The sequence below is a fragment of the Bradyrhizobium sp. Pa8 genome (assembly GCF_052588265.1).
In genome coordinates this window covers 5,106,162-5,129,806 of sequence record NZ_CP176767.1, presented here as the reverse complement: position 1 = coordinate 5,129,806, position 23,645 = coordinate 5,106,162, and the positions used below count along the sequence as shown (strand labels likewise).

35 protein-coding genes are annotated in these 23,645 nt (G+C 63.5%); 28 read left to right on the top strand and 7 right to left on the bottom strand.

What is annotated here, in order from left to right; genetic code table 11:
- The first annotated feature begins 85 nt into the window (after positions 1–85).
- The 4 genes from tatB to ACKWRH_RS23775 all read left to right on the top strand — a co-directional run bounded on the left by tatB (position 86) and on the right by ACKWRH_RS23775 (position 3,416).
- Positions 86–625 carry a Sec-independent protein translocase protein TatB gene (tatB, locus tag ACKWRH_RS23790; protein WP_445215502.1) on the top strand — a complete coding sequence of 180 codons (540 nt, stop codon included), beginning with the start codon at positions 86–88 and terminating at the stop codon, positions 623–625.
- Positions 622–1,434 (top strand): twin-arginine translocase subunit TatC, encoded by an 813-nt coding sequence (gene tatC, locus ACKWRH_RS23785; RefSeq protein WP_212483581.1) that lies wholly within the window; start codon positions 622–624, stop codon positions 1,432–1,434. Before tatB ends, tatC begins: the two co-directional genes overlap by 4 nt.
- A gap of 192 nt (positions 1,435–1,626) precedes the next feature.
- Positions 1,627–2,958 carry a serine--tRNA ligase gene (gene serS, locus ACKWRH_RS23780; RefSeq protein ID WP_445215501.1) on the top strand — a complete coding sequence of 444 codons (1,332 nt, stop codon included), beginning with the start codon at positions 1,627–1,629 and terminating at the stop codon, positions 2,956–2,958.
- A gap of 95 nt (positions 2,959–3,053) precedes the next feature.
- Entirely contained in the window at positions 3,054–3,416 is a 363-nt protein-coding gene (locus ACKWRH_RS23775; RefSeq protein WP_445215500.1) for a hypothetical protein, read from the top strand.
- 234 nt (positions 3,417–3,650) lie between these two features.
- Here the strand turns inward: ACKWRH_RS23775 and ACKWRH_RS23770 are convergent, their stop codons facing one another.
- The 3 genes from ACKWRH_RS23770 to ACKWRH_RS23760 all read right to left on the bottom strand — a co-directional run bounded on the left by ACKWRH_RS23770 (position 3,651) and on the right by ACKWRH_RS23760 (position 4,811).
- Positions 3,651–3,929, bottom strand: a complete 279-nt coding sequence (locus tag ACKWRH_RS23770) for a helix-turn-helix transcriptional regulator (protein ID WP_445215499.1) — start codon at positions 3,927–3,929, stop codon at positions 3,651–3,653.
- 286 nt (positions 3,930–4,215) lie between these two features.
- Positions 4,216–4,425, bottom strand: a complete 210-nt coding sequence (locus ACKWRH_RS23765) for a hypothetical protein (RefSeq protein WP_445215498.1) — start codon at positions 4,423–4,425, stop codon at positions 4,216–4,218.
- A complete protein-coding gene (locus ACKWRH_RS23760) occupies positions 4,422–4,811 on the bottom strand; it encodes a hypothetical protein (RefSeq protein ID WP_445215497.1) in 390 nt (129 codons plus the stop codon). Before ACKWRH_RS23760 ends, ACKWRH_RS23765 begins: the two co-directional genes overlap by 4 nt.
- Positions 4,812–5,046: 235 nt before the next feature.
- Between ACKWRH_RS23760 and ACKWRH_RS23755 the strand changes: the two genes are divergently transcribed.
- Positions 5,047–5,229 (top strand): hypothetical protein, encoded by a 183-nt coding sequence (locus ACKWRH_RS23755; RefSeq protein ID WP_445215496.1) that lies wholly within the window; start codon positions 5,047–5,049, stop codon positions 5,227–5,229.
- On the opposite strand, the gene ACKWRH_RS23750 is transcribed toward ACKWRH_RS23755, so the two are convergent.
- Positions 5,226–5,636 (bottom strand): helix-turn-helix domain-containing protein, encoded by a 411-nt coding sequence (locus ACKWRH_RS23750; RefSeq protein WP_445215495.1) that lies wholly within the window; start codon positions 5,634–5,636, stop codon positions 5,226–5,228. The genes ACKWRH_RS23755 and ACKWRH_RS23750 overlap by 4 nt on opposite strands.
- Positions 5,637–5,827: 191 nt before the next feature.
- Between ACKWRH_RS23750 and ACKWRH_RS23745 the strand changes: the two genes are divergently transcribed.
- From ACKWRH_RS23745 to ACKWRH_RS23695, 11 genes are all read left to right on the top strand, one after another.
- A complete protein-coding gene (locus ACKWRH_RS23745; RefSeq protein WP_445215494.1) occupies positions 5,828–6,040 on the top strand; it encodes a hypothetical protein in 213 nt (70 codons plus the stop codon).
- A gap of 11 nt (positions 6,041–6,051) precedes the next feature.
- A complete protein-coding gene (locus ACKWRH_RS23740; protein ID WP_445215493.1) occupies positions 6,052–6,411 on the top strand; it encodes a hypothetical protein in 360 nt (119 codons plus the stop codon).
- Positions 6,404–6,589: a hypothetical protein gene (locus ACKWRH_RS23735; protein ID WP_445215492.1), complete on the top strand. Its 186-nt coding sequence runs from the start codon at positions 6,404–6,406 to the stop codon at positions 6,587–6,589. The genes ACKWRH_RS23740 and ACKWRH_RS23735 overlap by 8 nt, the downstream gene beginning before the upstream one ends.
- Positions 6,589–7,089: a siphovirus Gp157 family protein gene (locus ACKWRH_RS23730; protein ID WP_445215491.1), complete on the top strand. Its 501-nt coding sequence runs from the start codon at positions 6,589–6,591 to the stop codon at positions 7,087–7,089. Before ACKWRH_RS23735 ends, ACKWRH_RS23730 begins: the two co-directional genes overlap by 1 nt.
- Positions 7,089–7,748 (top strand): RAD52 family DNA repair protein, encoded by a 660-nt coding sequence (locus ACKWRH_RS23725; protein ID WP_445215490.1) that lies wholly within the window; start codon positions 7,089–7,091, stop codon positions 7,746–7,748. The genes ACKWRH_RS23730 and ACKWRH_RS23725 overlap by 1 nt, the downstream gene beginning before the upstream one ends.
- Entirely contained in the window at positions 7,741–8,052 is a 312-nt protein-coding gene (locus tag ACKWRH_RS23720; RefSeq protein WP_445215489.1) for a hypothetical protein, read from the top strand. The genes ACKWRH_RS23725 and ACKWRH_RS23720 overlap by 8 nt, the downstream gene beginning before the upstream one ends.
- Positions 8,052–8,501 carry a hypothetical protein gene (locus ACKWRH_RS23715; protein ID WP_445215488.1) on the top strand — a complete coding sequence of 150 codons (450 nt, stop codon included), beginning with the start codon at positions 8,052–8,054 and terminating at the stop codon, positions 8,499–8,501. Before ACKWRH_RS23720 ends, ACKWRH_RS23715 begins: the two co-directional genes overlap by 1 nt.
- A 19-nt stretch (positions 8,502–8,520) precedes the next feature.
- The gene (locus tag ACKWRH_RS23710) at positions 8,521–9,024 is read left to right on the top strand and encodes a cell division protein ZapB (protein ID WP_445215487.1); all 504 of its coding nucleotides are present in this window, start codon (positions 8,521–8,523) and stop codon (positions 9,022–9,024) included.
- A gap of 1 nt (position 9,025) precedes the next feature.
- On the top strand, positions 9,026–9,238 hold the full coding sequence (locus ACKWRH_RS23705) for a hypothetical protein (protein ID WP_445215486.1): 213 nt from the start codon (positions 9,026–9,028) through the stop codon (positions 9,236–9,238).
- A complete protein-coding gene (locus ACKWRH_RS23700; protein ID WP_445215485.1) occupies positions 9,235–9,597 on the top strand; it encodes a DUF1376 domain-containing protein in 363 nt (120 codons plus the stop codon). The genes ACKWRH_RS23705 and ACKWRH_RS23700 overlap by 4 nt, the downstream gene beginning before the upstream one ends.
- A 157-nt stretch (positions 9,598–9,754) precedes the next feature.
- Positions 9,755–10,267 carry a hypothetical protein gene (locus ACKWRH_RS23695; RefSeq protein WP_445215484.1) on the top strand — a complete coding sequence of 171 codons (513 nt, stop codon included), beginning with the start codon at positions 9,755–9,757 and terminating at the stop codon, positions 10,265–10,267.
- Positions 10,268–10,587: 320 nt separating this feature from the next.
- Here the strand turns inward: ACKWRH_RS23695 and ACKWRH_RS23690 are convergent, their stop codons facing one another.
- From ACKWRH_RS23690 to ACKWRH_RS23680, 3 genes are all read right to left on the bottom strand, one after another.
- Positions 10,588–11,490: a hypothetical protein gene (locus ACKWRH_RS23690; RefSeq protein ID WP_445215483.1), complete on the bottom strand. Its 903-nt coding sequence runs from the start codon at positions 11,488–11,490 to the stop codon at positions 10,588–10,590.
- A gap of 135 nt (positions 11,491–11,625) precedes the next feature.
- On the bottom strand, positions 11,626–11,865 hold the full coding sequence (locus ACKWRH_RS23685; RefSeq protein ID WP_445215482.1) for a hypothetical protein: 240 nt from the start codon (positions 11,863–11,865) through the stop codon (positions 11,626–11,628).
- Positions 11,846–12,511, bottom strand: coding sequence for a recombinase family protein (locus ACKWRH_RS23680; RefSeq protein WP_445215481.1), 666 nt, complete (start codon positions 12,509–12,511; stop codon positions 11,846–11,848). Before ACKWRH_RS23680 ends, ACKWRH_RS23685 begins: the two co-directional genes overlap by 20 nt.
- A 311-nt stretch (positions 12,512–12,822) precedes the next feature.
- On the opposite strand from ACKWRH_RS23680, the gene ACKWRH_RS23675 reads away from it, so the two are divergent.
- From ACKWRH_RS23675 to ACKWRH_RS23620, 12 genes are all read left to right on the top strand, one after another.
- Positions 12,823–12,957, top strand: a complete 135-nt coding sequence (locus ACKWRH_RS23675; RefSeq protein WP_445215480.1) for a hypothetical protein — start codon at positions 12,823–12,825, stop codon at positions 12,955–12,957.
- Positions 12,958–12,960: 3 nt separating this feature from the next.
- Positions 12,961–13,431 (top strand): hypothetical protein, encoded by a 471-nt coding sequence (locus ACKWRH_RS23670; protein ID WP_445215479.1) that lies wholly within the window; start codon positions 12,961–12,963, stop codon positions 13,429–13,431.
- Positions 13,432–13,886: 455 nt separating this feature from the next.
- Positions 13,887–15,590 carry an AIPR family protein gene (locus ACKWRH_RS23665; RefSeq protein ID WP_445215478.1) on the top strand — a complete coding sequence of 568 codons (1,704 nt, stop codon included), beginning with the start codon at positions 13,887–13,889 and terminating at the stop codon, positions 15,588–15,590.
- A 634-nt stretch (positions 15,591–16,224) separates the two neighbouring features.
- A complete protein-coding gene (locus ACKWRH_RS23660) occupies positions 16,225–16,404 on the top strand; it encodes a hypothetical protein (RefSeq protein ID WP_445215477.1) in 180 nt (59 codons plus the stop codon).
- A 395-nt stretch (positions 16,405–16,799) separates the two neighbouring features.
- The gene (locus ACKWRH_RS23655; RefSeq protein WP_445215476.1) at positions 16,800–17,078 is read left to right on the top strand and encodes a hypothetical protein; all 279 of its coding nucleotides are present in this window, start codon (positions 16,800–16,802) and stop codon (positions 17,076–17,078) included.
- Positions 17,079–17,147: 69 nt separating this feature from the next.
- A complete protein-coding gene (locus ACKWRH_RS23650) occupies positions 17,148–17,459 on the top strand; it encodes a hypothetical protein (protein WP_445215475.1) in 312 nt (103 codons plus the stop codon).
- Positions 17,456–17,674: a hypothetical protein gene (locus ACKWRH_RS23645; RefSeq protein ID WP_445215474.1), complete on the top strand. Its 219-nt coding sequence runs from the start codon at positions 17,456–17,458 to the stop codon at positions 17,672–17,674. The genes ACKWRH_RS23650 and ACKWRH_RS23645 overlap by 4 nt, the downstream gene beginning before the upstream one ends.
- 88 nt (positions 17,675–17,762) lie before the next feature.
- On the top strand, positions 17,763–18,260 hold the full coding sequence (locus ACKWRH_RS23640) for a DUF2493 domain-containing protein (RefSeq protein ID WP_445215473.1): 498 nt from the start codon (positions 17,763–17,765) through the stop codon (positions 18,258–18,260).
- A 56-nt stretch (positions 18,261–18,316) separates the two neighbouring features.
- On the top strand, positions 18,317–19,816 hold the full coding sequence (locus tag ACKWRH_RS23635; protein ID WP_445222468.1) for a DUF7178 family protein: 1,500 nt from the start codon (positions 18,317–18,319) through the stop codon (positions 19,814–19,816).
- Positions 19,785–19,997 (top strand): hypothetical protein, encoded by a 213-nt coding sequence (locus ACKWRH_RS23630; RefSeq protein ID WP_445215472.1) that lies wholly within the window; start codon positions 19,785–19,787, stop codon positions 19,995–19,997. The genes ACKWRH_RS23635 and ACKWRH_RS23630 overlap by 32 nt, the downstream gene beginning before the upstream one ends.
- Positions 19,960–21,375, top strand: a complete 1,416-nt coding sequence (gene terL / locus ACKWRH_RS23625; RefSeq protein WP_445222467.1) for a phage terminase large subunit — start codon at positions 19,960–19,962, stop codon at positions 21,373–21,375. Before ACKWRH_RS23630 ends, terL begins: the two co-directional genes overlap by 38 nt.
- Positions 21,372–23,477, top strand: a complete 2,106-nt coding sequence (locus tag ACKWRH_RS23620; RefSeq protein ID WP_445215471.1) for a portal protein — start codon at positions 21,372–21,374, stop codon at positions 23,475–23,477. The genes terL and ACKWRH_RS23620 overlap by 4 nt, the downstream gene beginning before the upstream one ends.
- Positions 23,478–23,645 lie beyond the last annotated feature (168 nt).

Here is a 23,645-nt window from a genome sequence, read left to right as displayed (position 1 = left end):
TAAGCGTACGCGAGACGCGGGTGACGGCGCCGATCCTAAGCACGAAGGATTGGGCCGGTCGCGGCTGGCGTGAACGGAAGGCCTCATGTTCGACATCGGGTGGAGTGAACTGGTCCTGATCGGGGTCGTGGCCCTGGTCGCCATCGGCCCGAAAGAGCTGCCGGGCGTGCTGCGCATGGTCGGGCAGTGGATGGGCAAGGCCCGCAAGATGGCGGCCGAATTCCAGGGCCAATTCCAGGAAGCGATGCGCGAGGCCGAAATGGCCGACCTCAAGAAGAGCTTCGACGAGGTCAAGGAAGCCGCTTCCGGCTTTGCCGGCAACAACCTGATGACCTCGCTCCAGAAGGACGTCAGCGACGCACTCCGCGTCGATGCGCTGGACAAGCCAGCCGAGACCTCCACGACCACCGCCGTCGAAGCGACTTCAAGTGAAGCGCTGGCGATTTCAAGCGAAACGCCGGCGACACCAACCACGCCGGAAGCGCCGAGGCCCGAGACCTTCGTGGAAGCCGAGGCGCATGCGGCCGTGAACGAGCCGCTCGCGATCACCCGCGAGGTCGAGCAGGCCCAGGTTATGCAAGACACTGCGCCACCTGAGGCGATCAAGGACGTCAAAGCGTCATGAGCGACGCCGATATCGAGGCCAGCAAAGCCCCTCTGATGGACCACCTGATCGAGCTGCGATCGCGGCTGATCAAGGCGCTGCTCGGCTTCGGCGTGGCCTTCATCTTCTGCTTCTTCTTCGCCAAGCAGATCTACAACGTGCTGGTCTGGCCGTTCGTGTGGGTCGCGGGTCCCGAGAATTCGAAGTTTATCTACACGGCGCTGCTGGAATATTTCATCACCCAGCTCAAGCTCGCGTTGTTCGGTGCCGGCTTCATCTCGTTCCCGATCGTCGCGACGCAGATCTACAAGTTCGTCGCGCCCGGGCTCTACAAGCACGAGAAGCAGGCCTTCCTGCCGTATCTGGTCGCGACCCCGTTCTTCTTCGTGCTGGGCGCGGCGCTGGTCTATTTCGTGGTGCTGCCGATGCTGGTCCGCTTCTCGCTCGGCATGCAGCAGGCCGGCAGCGACGAGACAGCGCAGATCCAGCTGCTGCCCAAGGTCGGCGAATATCTGTCGCTGATGATGTCGCTGATCTTCGCCTTCGGCATCGCCTTCCAGCTTCCGGTGATCCTGACGCTGCTTGGCCGCATTGGGATCGTCACCTCGAAAATGCTGCGTGAGAAGCGCCGCTATTTCATCGTCATCGCCTTCGTCATCGCAGCCGTGCTGACCCCGCCGGACGTGCTCAGCCAGTGCTCGCTCGCCATCCCCTTGCTGGCGCTCTACGAGGGCTCGATCATCGCGGTCGGGATGGTGGAGAAGAAGGCGGCGGCGTCGCAGGCCGCCACCGGGACCGACGTGTCGACGCCGGCCAATCCGGCGGAGTAGGGCTTGGGTTCACTGTCATTCCCCGCGAAAGCGGGGAATCCAGTACGCCGAGGCCCCTCGGAGAATCACTGCTGTCTCTGGAATACTGGATCGCCCGCTTTCGCGGGCGATGACGCCTGTGGTAGTGGGAGGCGCGATGCAAGCTCCCGACATACCGCGTTGGCTGTTGCACGCTGATCCAGGACCACCGCCATGCACGACATCAAATCGATCCGCGACAATCCGCAAGCCTTCGACGCCGGCCTTGCCCGCCGGGGCCTGAAGCCGTTGTCGGGCTCGCTGCTCGCGATCGACGAGAAGCGGCGGGCGGCGATCCTGGCCTCGGAGCAGGCGCAGGCGCGGCGCAATGCGGCCTCCAAGGAGATCGGCGACGCCAAGAAGGCGAAGGACGACGCGCGCGCCGCCAAGCTCATGGCGGAGGTCGCCGAGCTCAAGACCACGATGCCTGAGCTCGAAGCCGTTGCGAAAGCCGCCGACGAGGAGCTTGCCACGGCGCTGTCGGCGATCCCCAATCTGCCGCTCGGCGAAGTGCCCGACGGCGTCGACGAGCACGGCAATGTGCAACGCCATGTCTTCGGCAACCGGCGCAACTACGCGTTTGCGCCCAAACCCCATGATGATCTCGGCGGCGCGCTCGGTGACATGGATTTCGAGACGGCGGCAAAGCTCTCCGGCGCGCGCTTCGTCGTGCTGAAGAAGGGGCTGGCGCGGCTCGAACGCGCGCTCGGCCAGTTCATGCTGAATCTGCACATCGACGAGCACGGCTATACCGAGATCAATCCGCCGCTGCTCGTGCGCAACGAGATCATGTTCGGCACGGGACAGTTGCCGAAGTTCGAGGACGACCAGTTCTGGGCGATCAAGGGCGAATTGCTCTCCGCGCCCGACCTTGAGCGGTTGCGGACCGAGCGTCTCGGCATCATTCCGACAGCGGAGGTGGCGCTCACCAACCTCGTTCGAGAATCCATCCTCGATGAGAAGCAGCTGCCGATGCGCTTGACTGCGCTGACGCCGTGTTTTCGCGCGGAGGCGGGCGCCGCAGGACGTGATACCCGAGGCATGATCCGCCAGCACCAGTTCACCAAGGTCGAGCTGGTGTCGATCACGACGCCGGAGACCAGCAAGGACGAGCATGAGCGGATGCTGGCATGTGCCGAGGAAGTGCTGCGCCGGCTCGATCTGCATTACCGTGTGATGACGCTTTGCACCGGAGACATGGGCTTTTCGTCGCAAAAAACCTATGACATCGAGGTCTGGATGCCCGGGCAGGGCGAGGGCGGCGCGTTCCGCGAGATCTCGAGCTGCTCGGTCTGCGGTGACTTCCAGGCCCGCCGCATGGACGCCCGCTCGCGCGGTCCGGACGGCAGGCCACGATTCGTGCACACGCTGAACGGCTCCGGCACCGCGCTCGGCCGCGCGCTGATCGCTGTGATGGAGACTTATCAACAGGAGGACGGCTCGATCGCAGTCCCCGACGTGCTCCAGCCCTATATGGGCGGGCTGAAGGTGGTCGCGCGCGAATAGGACGCGATCACGCCCAGTTACGCAGAAACGTTTGGTTGCGAAGATCGGGCGGCTGGTTATCCTGCCGGCCACCCGACAACGCGAACTCACTGTCCATGGCCTTGCACCGCGACATCTTCTGGGTCGGCAGACAATGGGCGGTGACAGGTGCCGGTATCCAGGCTGTCGATCAGCGCCTGCGTGGTGTGCTCGACATCGCGGTCGCGCGGCTCTGGGATGACGCTCTCGTGTGCAGCCGGCGGGCCAAGCCCGGCGTGAATGCCGCGGATTTCGACAAGGCGCTGACCGTGGCGCGCGAACGCTTTCCGCAGACGCCGGAGCCGGACCCGATCCTCGCGCAATTGGAGGCGCTCGGGGTGATCGAGGCTCCCGTCTTGAGCCTGGTGGTGCCGGCGATGAGGCTGCGTGCGGAAGGCAGGCTCGCACGCTTCCTGCCGCAATGGCGCATCCGCAGGTAGCAGGACCAGGCTGGGAACCCGCCGCCGGACCCAGTCGGACGGTTTGCCTGATCGGCCCGGGCCGGATAAGACGGCTCAGACCCCGCTTCAGGAATCGACCCCCGGCATGCGCATTCTCTGCACCAATGCAGTCAAGCGCTAAGAATGCTGTATTTTCAATGACTTAGGTTTTCGGTCTCAAGGCCAATCTAACGCGGGTCTAATCAGGAGCAAAGAACATAAAAAAAGGCGGGACTAGCCCGCCTTCACCACTTCCAGAACGCGCTTGCGTTCCTTTCCCGTCGGGCGCCGCCGCAGTGCCTGCGCCAGCGGCGAGTTGGGGTCTTGCAGGGCTTGCTGCCACGCGACGACCTCGTCCTTGAACCACAGCTTGCGGTGCAGTCCGATGGCTCGCCCCTTCGGGAACAGTCCGTCGCGCTCCATCCTGAACAGGGTGGTGCGGCTCACCGGGATCATGGCGAGCACCTGCTCAGCCGTGAGCATCTCGCGCACGTTGTCCTGCACGTCAGTCATTGTCGTCCTCCTCTTTTTTCTTTTTGCTGAGGGCGCGCAGATCACTGATGCGGACCATGCCGTCGAGGCGCTCGGCCTCGTCGGCAACGGTGAGCATCCAGCGATGCGCCCATGCCTGCGTGTAGCTGCAGTGGCGGCAGCGCCAGCCGTGGGCCGTGGCGACGAGCGCGCGGTCCTTGTCGCGCAGGTCGCTGTGGTGTGGGCAGGTGAAGGGGGGAACAGACGCAGCTTCTGGAAGCGGTTGAGCGCGTCGACCTGGGCGTCGTTCCAGGGAGTCTCGGTGCGGTCACCCATCGCTGTCGTCCTCCAGCTCGACGCGCTCGGCCCCCATCGCCGCCATTGCCGCGTCCAGATCGCCGCGATGCTGATGCGCGGCTTGGCGAATGCGCGCCATATGCTCGGTGAAGGCCGCCTTCAGGTCCGGGTCGGCGTCGAGCTGCGCCTGGACCTCGGGCGGGATCACGATCTCGATGTCGTCGGGCGGGGCAGGGCTCATAACCGCACCACGCGCTCGGCGATGCCGCCGATGGTCGCGGCGAGCTGCTTGGCCTGCTCGTTCACCTCCATGCACACCGTTACCTGCTGGTTCAGCGTGTCCTTGGCGGCGGCGCCGCTCACCAACAGGTGCTGCTCCAGCGCATCGAGCTGGCCGCGCAGCTCGGCGATCTGCAGGCACACCGTCTGCACCACGTTGTCGACGACGGAGGAGATCGCGTCGCGCTGCGGCGCGCCGTAGCCGGGCGGTGCGACGCTTCCTGCTGCCACCGGCTCGGCGCATTTGAGGTCGGCGGCGGCATCGATCCGGTCGCGGATCGCGGCGAGGTGGTCGCGGTGGCTCTCTTGGGCAAGTCCTTGGGCAAGTCGCACGTAGGGCATGGGCATTCGCTCGCCTCCCTGGAGGAAAGGAGAGCCTAGGCGTACATAGTACGTACAGCAAGCAGTTATCACGATCTTAGCGAATCATTGCAGGCAAAATTATTAGGCCAGGTCAAAGGGGAAAGATTCCGCGTGACAGTTCCCCACTACCGCCTACACTGCGTGACCTGCCCTGGGGGAGCGTTCGTGGAAATCGGGCGAGTGGCGTTGCCCAAGCGTAGACGGGGAAGTGGAAATGCTCATGTTTGATCCCGACTACAAGCGGATCGAATTGGCGACCTACATTGTCTGCATGTTGCCGAGGGACGTGGCTGAGGCCACGGCGGTGCTCTCGCTGGCGAGCCAGCTGGCGCCGACCATCCTAACGAGCGAGGAAGCTCGGTTGAACGAGCTGAGGAAGCTGGAGGGGAGGGCCGCGAGCTAGGAGCGCTTGCGCGCGCGCCCCTTGGTCTTCGTCGCCGTGGCGCGCGGGGGAAGAGGTTTTGCCGGTGCCTTCTGCAAAATGTGCTGGCGAACCTTGTTCTGCTGCCGCTCTAGCGCCTCGATGGCCCTGATCTGTTCCAGATAGAACGTCGACAGATTGCCGATCTTGCCGAACCACAGCCACTCGATGCTCATGCCGTCGAATTGCTTCATGATCATCATGGCGACGTGCCGCGGGACGGGATAACCCTGCTCGTAATTGTTCCAACGCTTGGCATCGACACCTAGACGGGCAGCGAAATCCTGCTGGTTCTCCCCGCTGACGATCTGTCGCAGCATCCGCAGTCGCTTCACATAGGCCTCGGTGTCGAAGCCTAGTTCGTCGAGCCCTTCCAGCCTTCTCGCCAAGACGCACTTCCCGCAGTTTGTGGTCGGAAAATAAAACCTCTGCACGAGCGGACATAGGCTCGCGTGCAGCAGGTTGTAACTTGTACGCAAAAAAATCAAGCCCCGTGAGAAGTGGCCACTTGCTGGCCGCAATTTGTTCGATACCGTAGGAGTACTTATTTCTCATCGACGCTACATCGTAGGTATCGCGAATGAAGTACCTCACCACCGCGCGCGACGTCGTCAATCACCTCGGCGGCCTGGAGCGCGTCTGCGAGCTGACCGCCAGCAAACCGGCCACTGCCAAGAATTGGCCGACCCGCGCCAAATCCTTCCCGGCGTCGACCTATGTCGTGATGCAGCGAGCGCTGCGCCGTCGCAGGGCCAGCGCGCCGCCGCATCTCTGGAACCAGCGCGGCGTGTGACGGGGCGGCAGATGGGCGAACTTCTCCTGATCCCCGACGATGTTCCGGCCAGCCGGGTGCTCGACCAATGGCCACCGGAGCTGCACGAGATCGCGCTCGCTGCCTGCGCCCACTATCGCGTCGGTCTCGATCCTGGGCTGAAGCTCAAGCACATCCGCGGCCTCGTGGTGCTGCTGGCGCGCCGCTACACGCGCGCGAGCCTTCCGATCATCGGCGCCGCGCTCGGTTGCAGCGCCAGCAATGCCGCCAGCATGGGCACCAAGATGAGCGGCAAGCTCGAAATCATCGAGCAGCTCCGCGACGACCACGACGTCATCGAGCGCCGCATCGCCGAGCTGGTGATCGCGCGCAGTGGAGGCTGGCATGTCTGACAACGTCGTCAAGCTCAACCCGATCAGCCACTCGCACCGCCTGATGCGCGTGGCGATGGATGCCCAGTTCCTCGCGGAGAACATGACCGCGCAGGAGGCCGCCTCGTTCCGCATGGCCATCGAGGACGCCCGCGACAATCTCTCCCGTCTCAGTGACCGCGCCGAAGGAAAACGCTGATGAAGCCGACAGAAGCCGACGCGCTGCGCCTGGAGATCGAAAAGCTGATCCGCGACTATCCCGAGATCGCCGAGGACGAGGTGCTACGCGCCGACATGCTCGACGCCGAGACCTCGCTGGCGGACGTGCTCACCGCGCTGATCCGCCTGGGCGAGGATGCCCGCACGCTGCGCGACGCCACCAAGACGCAGCAGGAGAACCTGAAGGCGCGGGCCGACCGGTTCGGCCGCCGCCTGGAGTTCAGCCGCGCGCTGATGCTGTCGATCCTCAACGCCGCCGCCCTGCGCAAGGTCGAGCTGCCCGAGGCGACGCTCTATCTGCGCAACAACCCGCAGCAGCTGGTCGGCGAGCCCGACGCCGACGCGCTGCCGGACGAATTCGTGAAGATCAAGCGGACGGCGGATCGCGCGGCGATCAAGACGGCGCTGCAGGCCGGGCGTGAATTGCCCGGCCTGCAGCTCTCCAATGCGCCGCCCTCGATCATGGTGATGGTGAAGTGATGTTCGACGCAGAGATCAAGGCCGCGCTCGATGCGCCGCTCAACCGCGCCCACGTCAAGGAACGCGAGCAGGGTGGTCGCAAGCTGTCCTACATCGAGGGCTGGGTCGCAATTGCCGAAGCCAATCGGATCTTCGGCTTCGACGGCTGGACCCGCGAGACCGTCGAGGTCAAGTGCGTGGCGGAAGCCCCGCGCGAGATCGGTCGCGACAAGACCCCAGGTTTCGGCGTCACCTACAACGCCAAGGTCCGCGTGACGGTCGGCCGCATCGTGCGCGAGGGCTGCGGCTCCGGTCACGGCATCGACCGCGACCTCGGCCTCGCCCACGAGAGCGCGATCAAGGAGGCCGAGACCGACGCGATGAAGCGCGCCCTCATGACATTCGGCAATGTGTTCGGCCTCGCGCTCTACGACAAGACCCAGAGCAACGTCGTCGATGAGGGCGAGCTGCGGCGGCAGGCCGAGATGGCCGCGAAGCGGACCTCGTTCCTCGAACACTACAAGGCGTCCATCGACGACTACACCGACAAGATCAGGCTGCTGACGTGGTGGAACAGCGACGCGCAGAAGGCGGCGCGGCGCCAGTACGAGCTGAGCAACGACGACGTTGAAATGTTGAAGGCGCGCGTGCGCCAGAAAGCGGAGGCGCTCGATGTCTGACGAGTTCAATCTGGAAAATTCGCGCGACTTGCGCGACGCAGGGATGGCGCTGGTGATGGATCACAACGAGACCTTCAAGGAACAGTTCGCGCGCGTCATCGATCAGCTGCCGTCCGGCTGGACCGGCACCTGCGAAGACATCCGCAGGGACTGGACGGGCAGCAGGCCTCACCACCGCAACGCCTGGGGCGCGTGCTGGAACGCCGCCAAGAAGCGCAAGCAGCTGATCGAGCTGCCGGTCAGGGTGGCGATGACGGCAAAGAAATCGCACGCGCGGCGCACCAACCTGCACAGGAAGGCGTGATGAGCAGGGAGCTGAAGGGCGCGCTGTTCTTCTCGGATCGCCCGCCGCACATCACCGGCTATCTGGTGATCGCTGGCACCGAATACGAGATCGGCGGCTGGAAGGTCAGCGAGGTGCGCGCCGACATCTCTGCGCGCAAGCGCGGCGAGCGCAAGCCAGAGCAGGACGACATGTTCGGCGAACGTGACGGGCGCGACGCCTGGGCCGGGCTCGGCCCGGCCAAGCAGGCTGGCATCCGCTGCGGTGATCCGGTGTTCTGGCGCTACCTTCAGGAAGAGCACCGCTACCGCGACGTGACGTGCGAGCAGCACGCCGCCGACTGCGTGCGCCATCACTGTGGCGTCGCCAGCCGCGCCGATCTGAGCAAGCCCGGCAGAGTCGACGAGCGACGGCGCTGGCACCGGCTCGATGATCATTTCCAGGCTTGGCGCATCGCCGAGAATTCATAACCCAACGGGAGGACAGCCCATGACGAAGCAGACCAAGCAGGTAGCGACGCAGGACCAGATCATCGAGATTTACGAGGAGCTGAAGCGCGCGCTGAAGAAGACCGGCGAGCGCACCATCGAATATCTCGACGGCAACACCGACGTCACCGTCGCAGCCAAGCTCGGCGTCGGCGTGCAGTCCGTCATCAGCATCCGCACCAAGCGGTTCGGCACGTTCTTTGAACGCGGCGACACGCCGCCCGGCGGCAACTTCGTCAGCGCGTTGCGCGACGAGGTTGCCGCGCTGCAGCGGGCCCTCGACCGCCAGCAGCGCGAGAACGAAACGCTGAGCCGCGAGGTCGGCGAGCTGCGCCAGGAGAACCGCGAGCTGCGCCAGGAGAACCTCCAGATCGCTAGCGTCCTCGCCGACTTCCTGCCGCGCTACAACAAGCTGATCGACACGCTGGTGCTGCCGCCGCACAGCGTCAGCGTTCGGCACCTCAAGGTACCGACCAACGACAAGCCACCGGTTCAGCGTGGGTGACATGAAGAAGCGCTGGTCGATCTGGGTCCGCGAATACGGCAGCAACCACGACGTCGAGCTGATGCAGCTCGACGGCGACCCTGCACCGGTCGTGAAGGGGCTGCACGCCAAGTCGATCACGATCAAGAAGAGCATCTTCGAGCCGGGCAGGCGCAGGAGCAAGATTCCGCGCTACACCTTCGTGCGTGTGGTCGACAACAGCGCAGGTGAATGATGGCGCGCCCGTGGATGCCGTTCTACTGGGGCGATTACTTTCGCGACACGCGGCACCTGACCAAGCTGCAGCATGCCTCCTACCTGATGCTGATCGGGCACTACTGGACGCATGGCAGTCTCCCCGATGACGACCGCCAGCTCGCCAATATCACACTGTCAACGCATGACGAGTGGCAGGCCGACAAGCCGGTGCTGCAAGCGTTCTTCTACGATGGCTGGAAGCACAAGCGCGTCGAGGCTGAGCTGACGCGGACTGCCAAAAAAACTGCCCAGGCAAAAGCGAAAGGCCAGAAGGGTGGTGCGACGGCGGCCATGAACCGCGAGAAGCTTCTCTGGCAATTGCAACGGCTTAAGTAGCACCAGCTACAGCTCCAGCTGCACCTGGGCTGCACTAACCACAACCACATATTCTTTTCCCTTACTTCTACCTTCTCTGTGGCTGCGCGCGCGAAGGGGCTTGCCGGTGTGGAAACTGTGGATATAGCGTGCCACGCATTCGCGCCGGGGATTGCCGATGGACACGCCGCTCGACGACGCAGGACCGACGCCGGAACGCCTCGCGAAAGCCGGACAGTTCTTCACCGTCGCCGGGCGCTCGCGCTCCAGCCGCAAGATCACCATGCTCGACGACGCGCTGGGGAAGGCGTGGCTGCGCCAGATCATCTCGGCCCAGGAATATTCGGCGCTGCGCCGCTACGCGCTGCACTGGGTCGCTGGCGGGCTGCAGGGGCCGCTGCCGTCTGTCGATCTGAATAGGATTTATTCGCATGATCCGACGCAGATGTCGGGGCTTGCCAAGAGCGAGGCCCAGCTCGATCACAAGCGGACCTACTACGCGGCGAAGCAGGCCATCGGCTTCAACCCGTCCTACGTCGCCGATCAGGTGGCGTGCTTCGGCCGGGCGCTGCAGGAGACCGGGATGTCGATGGGGTTCAAGAGCCCGTACCGTGCGCGCGAGCGTGCCGCGGAATATCTGGCGAGCGCGGGCGCGGGGCTGTCCAAGTTTTTCGAGAGCCTGCGGCGTTGACCGCAGGGGCGATTTGCGCGAACAATTCGTTATCAATCCGCCGTGTGCCTCTTGCCAAGTTTCCCCTTGCGTTCGGTGCGCGCGACGGAGCGATTGCAAAACCCCCGGCGGGCCGCCCCCGCCGAGGGTTTGAATTTCAGCGCCGTGGTGAAGGTCGGGATTACTTCGCTTTGAAACTGAAGCCCGGCCGCCTGTTCCCGCGTTCCTGTTCTAGCGCAGCCCCAGCAGGGGCAGCACGTGCATGACGTCGTCTTGGTGCCGCTGGTGCACAGGCAATCAACCATCTTGGTAATGAGGCCAGACCTCGATTGACCAGCAATTTATGGCAGCGCAGGAAGTTCACCGTCTATGAGCATGCGCTCGAAGGCACAGCGCGCAAGCCACGCTGATTGCATGAAGGCGTTAGGGTCGAGCTGGCGCGCAGCGTGAACGACTTTGTTCCTCCATCTATACATCTCGTCTACTACTTCGTAAGCGCGTGCCTTGTCCTCAGCGGACGTGCCGACATACTCTGAAAGAGCCGTTGCAATTGTCTTCGTCTTTTGCTGCACAGAACTGATACCGAAAAGAACCTCCATTGCGGTCCAAATGAGCGTCATCGCTTGCTCAATGGTTGGGCTCCAGGAAGCTGCGTCGAAGAGACCGAAAGCCCGATAGAAGCGGTCCTGACGATAAAGGCTTGCTGCCTGAGGAAGTAGATCGCGGACAAAAGACAGGTCGTCCTCACAAGCCCGCCACACATCTGTTTTGAAGACGCCGAGATGCTGCGGCGCGTCCTCAAAGGCGTGGGCGAGTGCGGTCCGCCACTGTGCTCCCATCTCCATAAATGGCATGCTGCCGACGACGACCATCCGTACCGGCGCGTTCACCTTCAACCGAAAGAGAGCTGCGATCAGCCACGCGGTCAGTGTCGGAGTGAGATGATCGACGACGCCTTCGGCTTGGATGGTCAGCTCGACCCGGCTTTTGAACGAAAACCCGCCTTGAACTGCGACCCAAGGCGTGGGATGAGCCACGCCAATCTTGGCCGGCGCAGCAAATGCCATCATCGGCGCATCGAAGATGTCCACATACACCCGACGCAAGAGCAATCCTGGGCCGAGGTCCCAGGTTTCTTCCGGCAACTCCAAGGCAGTTAGGCATCCGTACAATGGAGTGCTGTCGGGATTCCAGGCCCGACGAGTCGCCGCGCGCTGCATGAGTTCTCTCGGATCATATTCCATGGGCAGGTCCACTATCGCGAAGGGCCTCAGACAGGATATTTTATACGATACAACCATAGGTAGCGGAAGGAAAGACCTCCTGCACGAAGGACACGACGAATACCGCGCCTACGAACAGGGCAATCGCTGTTGTGCTCATGGGCGCAGCTCCTCGGGCTTGATGTCGTGGTCGAGCATCGCGTTGACCAGCATCGCGATGTGCCTGGGCACCTCGGCCTCGCCGCTGATCCATTTGCGCACCTGCCGGTCGCCGCAGCCGATGGTCTCGGAGAACAGCAGCGAGCGCGCCCGCACGCTCGCGGGGTTGTCGTAGAGCTGGCTCAGCGCAGCATCGAGCTGCGCGCCGTCCATCGGTTTAGGCGGCTTGTGCGACATTGATCTCTCCCTGCAGGCGATTGACGAGACGGACGACGGTGGAGCTGCGCCACTCGCCGCCCGTGACGGACTTGATGCCGCGCGCGTTCAGCTCGGCGGCGATCTTGCGCGAGGACAGGCCGAGGAGCGGCGCGACGACGCCGCGCAGGGTCTCGGCGAAGGCCTGCGCCTCATCGGCATTGGCTTTCGCCAGGGCGGCATTGCCCAGCACCTGACCGCGGGCCTTGGCGGCCTGCAGCGCGGCCGAGGTGCGCGCGGAGATGTCGCTGCGCTCCTTCTCGGCGATGGCGGCGTAGATGTGCAGCATGAACGGGTCGACGTTCGGGCCCAGGGCGGCGACGACGAACGGCACGCGCTGCGCCATCAGCGCCGCGATGAATGCGACATCGCGCGACAGGCGGTCGAGCTTGGCGACCAGCACCGCGCATTTGAGCTTCCTGGCCTGCTTCAGCGCTGCGCTGAGCTGCGGGCGGCGCTCCAAGGCGTCGAACCCCTTGGCAGTCTCGACCTCGACATATTCGGCGACGATCTCGTAGCCCTCAGCGGCAGCGAACCGCTCATTGGCGGCGCGCTGGGCGTCCAGGCCGAGACCGGAGCGGCCCTGGCTCTCACGCGAGACGCGGACGTAAGAAATGATCGGCTTCATGACGTATTCCCCTTGCTTCGATCTCTTGTAGGCCTTTAAGGCCACGGAGGCAAGCCGTATAAATACGCGCCGCGCGAAATAGCTTCTCAACTCGGACCTAATCGGAGAGCCAGGATGAGCCGAACGCTGCGGCATCGGGACCGGCATCGCTATTGGGGCAAGACTTCGGGGACGTCGAAGCGCGCAAGGCAGCGCCGTGACGCAGCGGCGGGCGTGCAGAGCGCGTTCGCGGGTGACCGCGACATCAGCGCCCCCAATCGGGCAGGCCGCTCAGCGGGCCTCGCACGGGCCCAGGAGGAGGAGCGGACGCCATGAGGCATCAGACCACGCGGCGCAGGCCGAAGCTCGTGATCCCGAAGCAGGGGCTGAAGGTGAGGGGCAAGTGGAAGAGCAAGCTGGCGCGGATGGAGCGCGAGCAGAAGCGGAACGAGCCGGACGAGAGGTGAGACGTGGCACCGTTTAAGCGAACGCATGAGCTGGTGAGGGTTGGACCTGGGCGACCATCAGAGTACCGGCCGGAATACTGCCAGCTCGTGATCGAGGCGATGGGAACGGGCATCAGCGTCGGCGCATTCGCAGGCGTGGTTGGGGTCGCGGTGGACACGGTTTACGAGTGGATGAAGCGACATCCCGAATTCTCCGAGGCGGTGAGCCGCGCTCGCGGCAAGCAGCTGCTCGCCTGGGAGCAGAAGCTCATCCGGTCGAAGAAGGGCGCGGAGACGATGGCCTCGATCTTCGCGCTGAAGAACATCGCGCCCGCGACGTGGCGTGACGTCCGCAACGTGCAGCACGATCACAACGTCAAAGTCGAGCAGCTCACCGACGCCCAGCTCTACGCGATTGCAGCACAGAAAGCGGGTGGAGATGGCCAGACCATCGACGTCGAGGCCGTTCGCGTGGCTGAAACTGACTCAGGCTGACGAACGTCAACCTGGGGCAGCGAGCCGTTACGCTTGGGGAGTAGCCGTTGCGCCCTCGTCGAGGGCGTGTTGGGCAGGGCGATCCCGCCTCGCGCCCTGGCCTCGGCGGCCGGGGGCATGCCCCTCTGGCAGGGGTACCGGGGGTGGGAAAATTCAGCCGGGCAAGCATGCTTATTTCGACATCCCCCTCGACGTCAGCGGCAACTTCAGAATGTTCGCCCTGGGGTCAGCGCCTCGGATCGGCGCACATCTCAGAAAGTTCGCGGGGTGCGGATGGAAAGAGATGTTGCTGCGGTCATTGTTCGGCTCCCCCCTGTCCCCCATAGTGCGTTGTGCTGAAAACCTGTCTACGAATCTACGGTAGATCATAACAGCGATCTGCGCTCAGGGTAGTTATCACTTTGATCGAACATTATAGGGGTCCTATACTCCCCACAACTAGTGGGGGAATCAGGATGGCCACAAACGAAGCAATTGTGCTGAGGACAAATTTTGAATCTTGGCAGCGTCGAGCTGATGGTTTGGACGCAGATATTGATCCATGGCTTTATTACTGCCTAGAGCAGCATCTCAAATCCTACGCGATAGACGACGACGACCTTGAGGCCGGCATCACCGACTCTGGTCACGACGGCGGCATCGATGGGTACTATTTTCTCGTCAATAATCGACAGGTAGTCGATGCGGACAGTGATCTAGACCCAAAGATGGTGTCCTCGATTCACCTCCTGTTCTTTCAGGTCAAACACAGCGGGGGAATGAGGCCGACGGAAATAGAAAAGTGGCTAGAAACTGTCGATGATTTTTTTGACCTATCAAAAGACCCAAGTGCGCTTGAGCACCGATACAATTTCAAGATCAGAACCGCCATGCGGGTCTGGCGCGAACAGTTCCTGAAGTTCTCAGTTCATTTTCCTAGTGTCTCTGTCAGCTTTTTCTACATCACCGGCGATGATGCTGCGCCGGACGGGCTGGCATTAGATGCCTGCAACCGCGTAAAACTGCGCGTTGAACGAGCGATTAAGTCAACGTGCAAGGTTAATTGCGTCGGGGCCAAACAGCTTTGGGAGCAGGTGCAGAAACGCCCGCTGAGCCATCGCGTGGTGCGTTGGGCAGAGAACCCAATGCAGACTAAGGAGGGGTACGTAGGGCTTGTGAGGCTTCATGATTTTCGCGAGTTCCTGATTGAGGATGAGGACCCTAACGTACTGGCTGAGCGCATATTTGAGTCCAACGTTCGCGGGTTTGTCGTGGACTCGACGATCAACGAAGAAATGATGAATTCACTTCGCAATCCGGACGGAGAGCCAAATTTTTGGCTCCTCAACAATGGAGTGACTGTAATTGCCGCGAAGACCCTGCCGTCTCACTTGATGGTGACTGTTTCTGATCCTCAAATCGTCAATGGGTTGCAGACTTCTCGCGTGATCTTCGACACCATCAAGCCCGGGACGAAAGACGACCGAACAGTTCTTGTTCGGGTGATTGAAACAACAGATCAGCGAACTCAGGATCGCATCATTAAAGCCACCAATAGTCAGAACAAGATGCAGGCCGCCTCCCTGCGAATGACAGATCAGATCCATCGAGACATTGAGCAGCACTTCAGAGGAGAAGAATTGTTCTATGACAGAAGGAAGGGTTTCTACAAAGACCAGGGGCAGCCGATTAAGCGCATTGTCTCCGTCAATGCTGTCGCTCAGGCCATAATCTCAATCATCTTGCAGCGACCGGACGATGCTCGCGCGAGGCCGGGAGATTATTTCAAGGAAGAGAATCGGTATCGATCAATTTTTGCAACACAAAAGGTCCCCCTGCCAACCTATCTAGCGTGCGTTCGCATCGTGCGCCATGTTGCATCTTACATGTCAAAGCGGACAGCTTTGGACAAGAGAGACTCAAATAATCTTCTCTACTACGTAGTGGCCATGGCGGTTCGTGAATACACCGGACTAAAGATGCCGGTAGCTTCCAGACTTCCTCGCCCGGACCAACTGAAGGACGATCTGTTGTTGAGCACACTGCGCAACGTCCAGCGGTTCTACTTCAAGCTTCTTAAAGCAGCCGATAGCGACCTTGTCGCCAGAGGCCCCGTTTTGCTGAAGCGATTGGATGCGCAGTGGGACAGGAAGAAGAGAAACGCAAAAAAGGCCGGGTGATATTGAACACAGCGCGGACGAAACGGCCAAACGGCGCGACGAGGTGACGTTGGCGACGTGATGCGACCGAACCCCGCTGTTGGACGGCTAGGTGCCGATGTAGTTGCAAAGGCCCCGCGCGCCATGTCCGGCTTTGTAAGCGGATGGTCGCCGGCTTGATCCCGACCGCGGGCTCGACGAAGGCCCCAGCTCGTGCGTGTCACCGGTCGCGAGCTGGGGCACATGCGGCGTGCCCACGAGGGCAGGAGAAAAACGTTGCGATCTTGCCGTCGTTCCTAACTCAGTGCGCGTCGGCCCCAGGCGCCGCGAGAGAGGAGAAATCGGGACGCCGGGGCCGCGAGCGCGCCAAAAACCCAGCGCACCGCCGCAACCTTCCACTTTGAAAGCATTCGCGCTTCTAACAAATGTGAAGCTGCGCGGATTAATTTTGGCGCAGTCCGTTTTCTTTTTTTCTAGGAACTCTGGTCCCGGTCATGCATTTCAATTGCGCTTCGGGCCCGTTTCCCAATTCGTGTCCCGGAGTGCTTTGCACAACGTGGCCTCGCGGCTCCAGCTAGGTTGCCCCCTGTTTCTGCTGGAGCCGCCTTCTTTCCAGAGTTTTCCTGGTGGAGGTCCGCTTGAAATGTGGGCCCACATGAACCCGATGGACACGTTCAATCCCGATGAGCCCTGTCGCGTGCACGAGGGCCTCAACAACACGTTCATTGATTGGAAACCCGAATGGGCCGCGCGCTATCGCGAGTATGCCGCCCCGCACGACGAAGGCGTTATCGCTTTTGACGGGTTGCTGTTGGACGGCTGGGTCCCGATGTAGCTAAAATCAAATGCCGCGCGCGCCAGAAATGCGCGAGGCATGCGCCACTGCCCCATCGCCTCCGTCGGGGGGGCGGCCCCCCTGAGGGAACACCTCAGAAAGAAAATATCAGGCTGATAGCCAAGACGGCCGAAAACACGCCCAGCGCCGTGACAGCAATTTTGAAATGAAGATCATTATCCGACAGCGCCGTCAGCCCTCGCCACTGGCAGACCGGAGGAAAACTCGGTGGCTCTTGGAGGAACACCACCGGGCTGATCCGCCGATCCGCACCCCGTCCTATGGCTGACAGGCTGAATAAATGGAGCTGACGCGTCTGTCGGAATCCCGACACACCGTCTCGGTTTAGTCGGAGGTGTGACCGACAAGCCACGTCACAGGAGGCGCGCGGCGAGATGTCTGGCGATCAGCTGAAAGGCCTGCGTGATCTCAGGCGCGCCAACATGGGCGACGTCGCCGACATCGCCGATCAGTTGCTGGCCCGGCAGCTGATCGCGCTGAGCAGCCGCGGCGAGCCGCCGCCACCGCCACCGCCACTGCCGCCGAAGAAGAAGCGGGTGCGGCGCTGCTCGCCGACCTCGAAAGCCACCCTGCAGCCCTGGAAGGCCGACGGGGTCTCTCGGCGCACTTGGTACCGGCGGCTCAAAAAAAGTTCCGCAAACGCGCTCACGTAATCTTTACGTCCGGGGCGTTTTGGTGCAGCTTTCCGGTGTGCTCGATACCCATGCGAGAGGGACAGCTCCATGGCGGAAACGCTGGCGACACTTCGTGCCGATCTGGACCGGGCGCTGACCCGCATCCGCGCCCTGGAAGAGATCGTCTTCCGGCTCAATCCCTCCGACAAAGAGGACGTGCTCGACACCGTCGAAGCCGTCCGCACCTATCTGCGCAACATCAAGGACTATGAGGCGCTGACGCCGCCGGTCGTGACGTTCCTGCGCGAGCGGCTCCCGGTCGACTGGCGTGAGCTGGTGACCCGTCACGGCCACGGCATGGTGTTCGGCCTGCTGGCGCAGAATTTCAACATCGTCGAAGCGCGACGGAGGCTGCGGTGAACAGGCTCGAACAGGCCACGCAGTTCATCGACGAGATGATCGCGCCGCACGTCAAGCGCAAGCTGCGCGATGCGCGCGACCGCGCCGTGATCGGCGCGATCACGATCTGCTGGGTGGTCGCCATGAACGGCGGCGACGCCGACGACTGCATCGAGGAGCTGGGCGGCCTGCTCGACAGGCTGCGCGAAACCGACGAGGCCGAGGACAAGGCATGATCTGGCTCGCCTTTGTGATCGGGATGGTCGTCGGGGGCTGCGTCGGGGTCGTGACACTCGCCGTGGTCTCGATGGCCGGTGAGCCCTGATGCGCGTCATCGTCTGCGGCGGGCGCAACTTCAACAACCTCGACGCGGTGACGCGGTTTCTCGACATGCTGCATGCGATCCACGGCTTCACCCTGGTGATCCATGGCGGCGCGAGGGGCGCCGACTGGTGCGCCAACCGCTGGGCCACGGTGCAGCGGCTCCCGATTGAATGTTTTCCGGCGCACTGGAAGGTCCACCACAACGCCGCAGGGCCGATCCGCAACGGCCAGATGCTCGCCGAGGGCCAGCCCGCGCTGGTGATCGCGTTTCCTGGCGGCAGCGGTACCGCCGACATGATGAAGCAGGCCCGCAAGGCAGGCGTGCGCGTCATTGATCTCGCAGACGAACAGACAAGGGCTTTGGTCACGGCGCAATGGAAGGCGATAGGTTCAGGTCAAGCCGTGCAGAGCTTGGTCTCCCCGAAGACTACGGCATCGCCAGCGCAGCCGACCGCATCCGCGACCGCTACGGAGATTTCAGGCCGCTCGGCGCGCTGAGTAGGCCGCTCACGATTGGCGACAAGCTGCTCGCCGCGGCGAAAGTGCCCGCCAAGATGCTGCTCGACACCGCGGGCAGTCTCGGCACGCTGCCGATCCGCCTGCGCGAGGCGATGGACCGCTACGGCCAGACCGGCGAATACGATCCGGCGCCCGTGGTCGAGGCAGCGTCGCTGCCGATGGGCACAGGCGCCATCGCGGGCGTGCCGATGCGGGCAGGCGAGGCGGTGCTCGGGGCTGGCGCGATCCGGCCGCTGTCCGAGGTGCCGCAGGCGATTGCGAAGGGCGACACGCGCGTTGCGACCCGTTTTCCGACCGGTGTGAAGAGCCCGGAAAATCCGCTGCGGCAACATTTGTCCATCGGCACCGAAGAGATGCGGATGGACCCGGAGCAGTTCGCGCACAACACCTCGATCCTGGCCCGCTATCCCGGCTTCGCGCATCTCAAGGGCATGGCGCCCGAGGAGGCGGCGCAGGCCTATATCGATCAGGCGGCGGGCAATATGCGCTTCCTGTATGAGAATTCGCCCGCCGACCTCCAGCGCCGCGCGCCGCTTTGGTACGAGGGCGCCAACCGGATTTCGGATGCGCTGGCGCAGCGCTGGGGCGTGCCCAGGCAAAGCGCATCGGCTGCGCTGGCGTCACTGTCGCCGCAGAAAGACTGGTTCATGAATGCCTCGCTCGGCGAGCGCGTCGGCGACATCGTCACCGCGAACCCGCGCGCGACCAGCGACATGGCGAGCTGGGTCGGGTCGCAGCCCGCATTGATGGCAAAGCCTGACACTGCTGACTTGCTGCGCGCCATCGAAGGCAAGCGGCTCGATCAGGTCGACCCGAAGCATGCCGCGTTGTTCGTGCGCGCCTTCGACGAGGCACACAACGCGCGCAATTATCGCTCGGTGCTGCCGGAGGGCGATTTCGGCGACTTCGTGAGGACCGCGAGCGGCGATCCCGCCAAGGTCGCCTGGGGCACCTTTGGCGACATCGGCAAGGCGGTGCGCGCGATCCAGTCCGGCGGCGACATGGACACGCTGTCGCCGCTGCTCGGCGCCAAGCACAAGGTGCGCAGTTTCTACAACAACATCGAGGTGCCGAACGATCCGCGCTTCGGTGACATTACCGGCGACACCCATCAGGTCGCCGCCGCCCAGATGCGGCCCCTGTCGGGTTCCTCGGAGGCGGTGATCCAGCATCTGGCGTCGGGCGGCCCGGCGGGCTCGGTCAACGCCAAGTCGAGCGCGGTGACCGGCGTCCAGGGCACCTACGGCTTAGTTGCTGATGCGACTCGACAATTTGCCCAGGAGTACGGAATGCTCCCGCGCGCCGCACAAAGTGCGACGTGGGAGCCGATCCGTTCGCTCTTCCCAGCCGACTGGAAAACCGCTAAAAACGCAACAGCTGTCGATGACATCTGGAAGGCGGTGGACCGTGGAGAGCTATCAGTCGATCAAGCACGGCGAGCGATCTTCGACGTTGCGGGCGGAATTGGTACGCCTGAGTGGCTACGAGGCGGCGCTGGCGCTCGTGCTCCACAATCTGCATCGACATATCGGTAAGCTCGCCGAGGGCTACATCGGGATCAACTGGTGGGGCGAGGAGCCCGAGGTGATCGAGCCTGAAGAGCAGCACATCATCGATCTGCTCAACGAGTACGATGCCGCACTGAAGAATGATAACGGCAGAGAAGGCGGCGTCGGAGATACTCCGACGCAAGCTGATCCGCTCAAGCCTCACTGAGTGGTGCAAATCTCAAGGCTATCTTCCTGCCCGTCACCATCTCCTGCTGATCGATAAGCTTGAAGCGCTGAGCCGCGGCGACATTCCGCGGCTCGCGATTTTTATGCCGCCCGGCAGCGCCAAGAGCACCTATGCCTCGGTGCTGTTTCCGCCCTGGTGCATGGCGCAGCACCCGAAGGCGCAGTTTCTCGCGGCCTCGCACACCACAGAGCTGGCCGAACGCTGGGGCCGCCGCGTCCGCAACCTGATTGCGGAGCAGACCTCGATCCTCGGCATCCATCCCGACGACAACAACCAGGCGGCGGGCCGCTGGGCGATCAGGGAAGGCGGCGAGTATCTCGCGGCCGGTGCGCGCATCGGCATTGCGGGCTTTCGCGCGCTGTTCGGCGTGATCGACGATCCCTTGCGCAGCAGGGAGGACGCCGAGAGCGAGCACGTCCGCGAGCGCTTGTGGGAATGGTACCTGTACGACTTCCGGCCGCGCCTGATCCCTGGCGCGCGGCAGCTCCTGATCCAGACCCGCTGGCACGAGGACGACCTTGCCGGGCGCGCGCTCAACCACGAGCCCTGGGAGGTGATCTCGCTTCCCGCCGAAGCCAAGGCCAACGACCAGCTCGGCCGGGCCGTCGGCGAGTTTCTGTGGAGCGATGGCGAGTACGGCTACGGCGAGCAGCTGCGCGAGCTGAAGGATACGACGCCGCCGCGGGTGTGGAGCGCACTCTATCAGCAGGCGCCGGCACCTGAAGAGGGCGACTATTTCAAGGAGCAGTGGTTCAAGCCGCTGCACCTGCAGCCGGGCCACGAGTTGATGCGCTGCTACGGCGGCAGCGACTACGCCGTCACCGCCGACGGCGGCGACTACGCGGTGCATATCGTCCTCGGCGTCGACCACATGGGCAATCTGTATTTGCTCGATGTGTGGCGCGGCCAGAAGACCTCGGACGTCTGGATCGAGGCGTTCTGCGACCTCGTCGCGAAGTATCGGCCGCTCGCCTGGGCGGAGGAGACCGGCCAGATCAAGTCTGCCGTCGGGCCGTTCCTCGAAAAGCGCATGCGCGAGCGCCGCGTCTATGTGAGCCGCGAGCAGTTTCCGACGCGCGGCGACAAGGCGGTGCGTGCGCGCGCGATCCAGGGCCGCCTCGCGCTCGACGGCATCTACTACGCCAGGAACGCGCCCTGGGCCGCGGACCTGTTCGCGGAGCTGATGAATTTTCCGGCGTCCAAGCATGACGACCAAGTGGACGCTCTCGGCCTCGTCGGCCAGCTGCTCGACAAGATGGTGGTCGGGCGTCTCGCTCCTGGCCGCTCGGTCGCGGAGCCGTTCGACGGCTACCGCGCTCACTCCCGCATCAAGTCCGTGGACCCCATGACGCTATGATCAACCTCGAAACCCTGCACGCCAATTACAATTCGCAAGGCGTGGTGGGACCGGAGGATGCAGACGCCAGGAAGCTTCTGGTGCGCCGCCGTGAGTTCGAGGACTATTGCTCGGCCAAGTCGCGCGAGATCGAAGAGCAGCGTCAGTCCTGGCGCTATTACCACGTCGACCAGTGGACCGCGGACCAGCTCAAGATTTTGAAGAAGCGGTCGCAGCCGCCGATGACGTTCGACCGCACCGGGCGCAAGATCGACAGTCTGTCGGGTACGATCCGGCGCCTGCGCACCGACCCCAAGGCCTATCCGAACACGCCGAACGGCGAGCAGGGCGCGGAGGTCGCCACCCAGGTGATCCGCACCATCAACGACGCCTCGTTCGCCGAAGACCTGGAGGTCGAGTGCTGCCGCGACGCGCTGGTGCATGGCATCGGCGTCAGCGAGCTGGTGCTCGGCCAGGGCGATCACGGCGATCCCGATCTGCGCTTCGACTATGTCGACCCGCGCACGTTCTTCTACGACCCGCGCTCACTGCGCACCAACTTCACCGACGCGCGCTTCCACGGCGTCTACAAATGGGCCGATGTCGACGAGCTGGAGTCGCTGGTCGAGGGCAGCGCAGAGCTGGTGAAGGACGCGCTCAACAACGACGGCGGCTACTGGACCGCGTTCGACACCGACCGCGAAAACCTCTGGGTCGACAGCCGCAACCGGGTGCGCCTCGTCGATCACTGGTACAAGCGCGGCGGGATGTGGCGCTGGTGCCTGCACACGGGCAATGTCGAGCTGATGGCGGGCGACAGCCCGTTCTTCAACGAGCGCGGCATGTCGATCTCCAAGTTTGCCGCGTTCGCCAACATGATCGACATCGACGGCGACCATTACGGCTTCATCCGTCGCCTGCGTGGGCCCCAGGACGCGATGAACCAACACCGCTCCAAGTCGATCCACATCATGAACACGCGCCAGATCAAGATTCAGGAAGGCGCGGTCGACGACATCGAGGTGACACGGCGCGAAGCGGCGCGGCCCGACGGCACGCTGGTCTATCGCGGCGACAAGAGCGCGCTGGAGGTGATCCAGCCCGAGAGCGAGTTCCTGCAGCAGACGGAGTACTATCAGGACGCCAAGGCCGAGATCGACACTTTCGGCCCCAACCAGCAGCTGATCCAAGAGTTCGGTCAGAATGTTTCGGGGAGGGCGGCTAACCTACTCCAGCAGGCCGGTCTCGCTGAGTTGGGGCCGTTCCTGAAAAACTTCCGGATGTGGAAGCTGGAGCGCTACCGCGCCTGCTGGTGCGCGGCGCAGCGCTACTGGACCGGCGAGCGTTTCCTGCGGGTGACGGGCGATGCGGGCGTCGCCCAGTTCATGGCGATCAACTCGGTGGAGCTGGATCAGTACGGCCTGCCGATGCTGGTCAACATGCTCGGCAACATCGACGTCGAGATCAAGGTCGACGAGGGCCCCGACACCGAGACGGTGATGGGCGACGTCTTCGACCTCCTGATGGGCCTGTCGCAGAACAACGTGCCGGTGCCGCCGCAGCTGATCATCGAAGCCTCGGCGCTGCCGCTCTCCGAGAAGAAGAAGCTGCAGGGCATGCTGGCGCAGCCCGACCCGACCAAGCAGCAGGCGCAGGCAGCGATCATCCAGAAGACCATGGCCGAAGCCAATCTCGCCAACGCCCAGGCCGGAAAGGCGCAGGCCGACGCGGGCAAGGCGCAGACCGCCGGGCTGCTCAACGTCGCCAAGGCGCGCACCGAAGGCATGCCCGAGGGCGGCCCCGATCCGAAGACGCCGCTCGACTACGCGCAGCAGATGGCCGAGATCAACGAGACCAACGCCACCGCAGAACACAAGCGTGCCTCGGCGCGCTCGCTCGACCACAGGGCGCTGGTGACGCCGCTGCAACTGCTGGCCGATCATTCCCAGCGCAACGCTGATCGGTTCGGCGCCAGCATCGAGCAGCTCGCCAACCGCAACGTCGACACCTTCCACCGCATGGCAGACCGCGCGGTGGACGATTTCCACCGCGGCCAGGACCGCGCCAGCCGCGAGCGCGTCGCGCGCTTCGCTGCCGCGAACCGGCCGAGGCCGCAAGTCTAGAAAACCGCCACCGCCCCACGCGGGCTGTCCCCCGCGCCCGGTGACGGGCGGGCGTGCTTCACCGCGCGCCCGCACCCCTTCGTCCGCGCCACGACACGGCGCACACGCCCGATGCGAGCGAGATCGCATTGCCCTGCGAGAGGGATGTCTCGCCACGCCGCCCGTCGC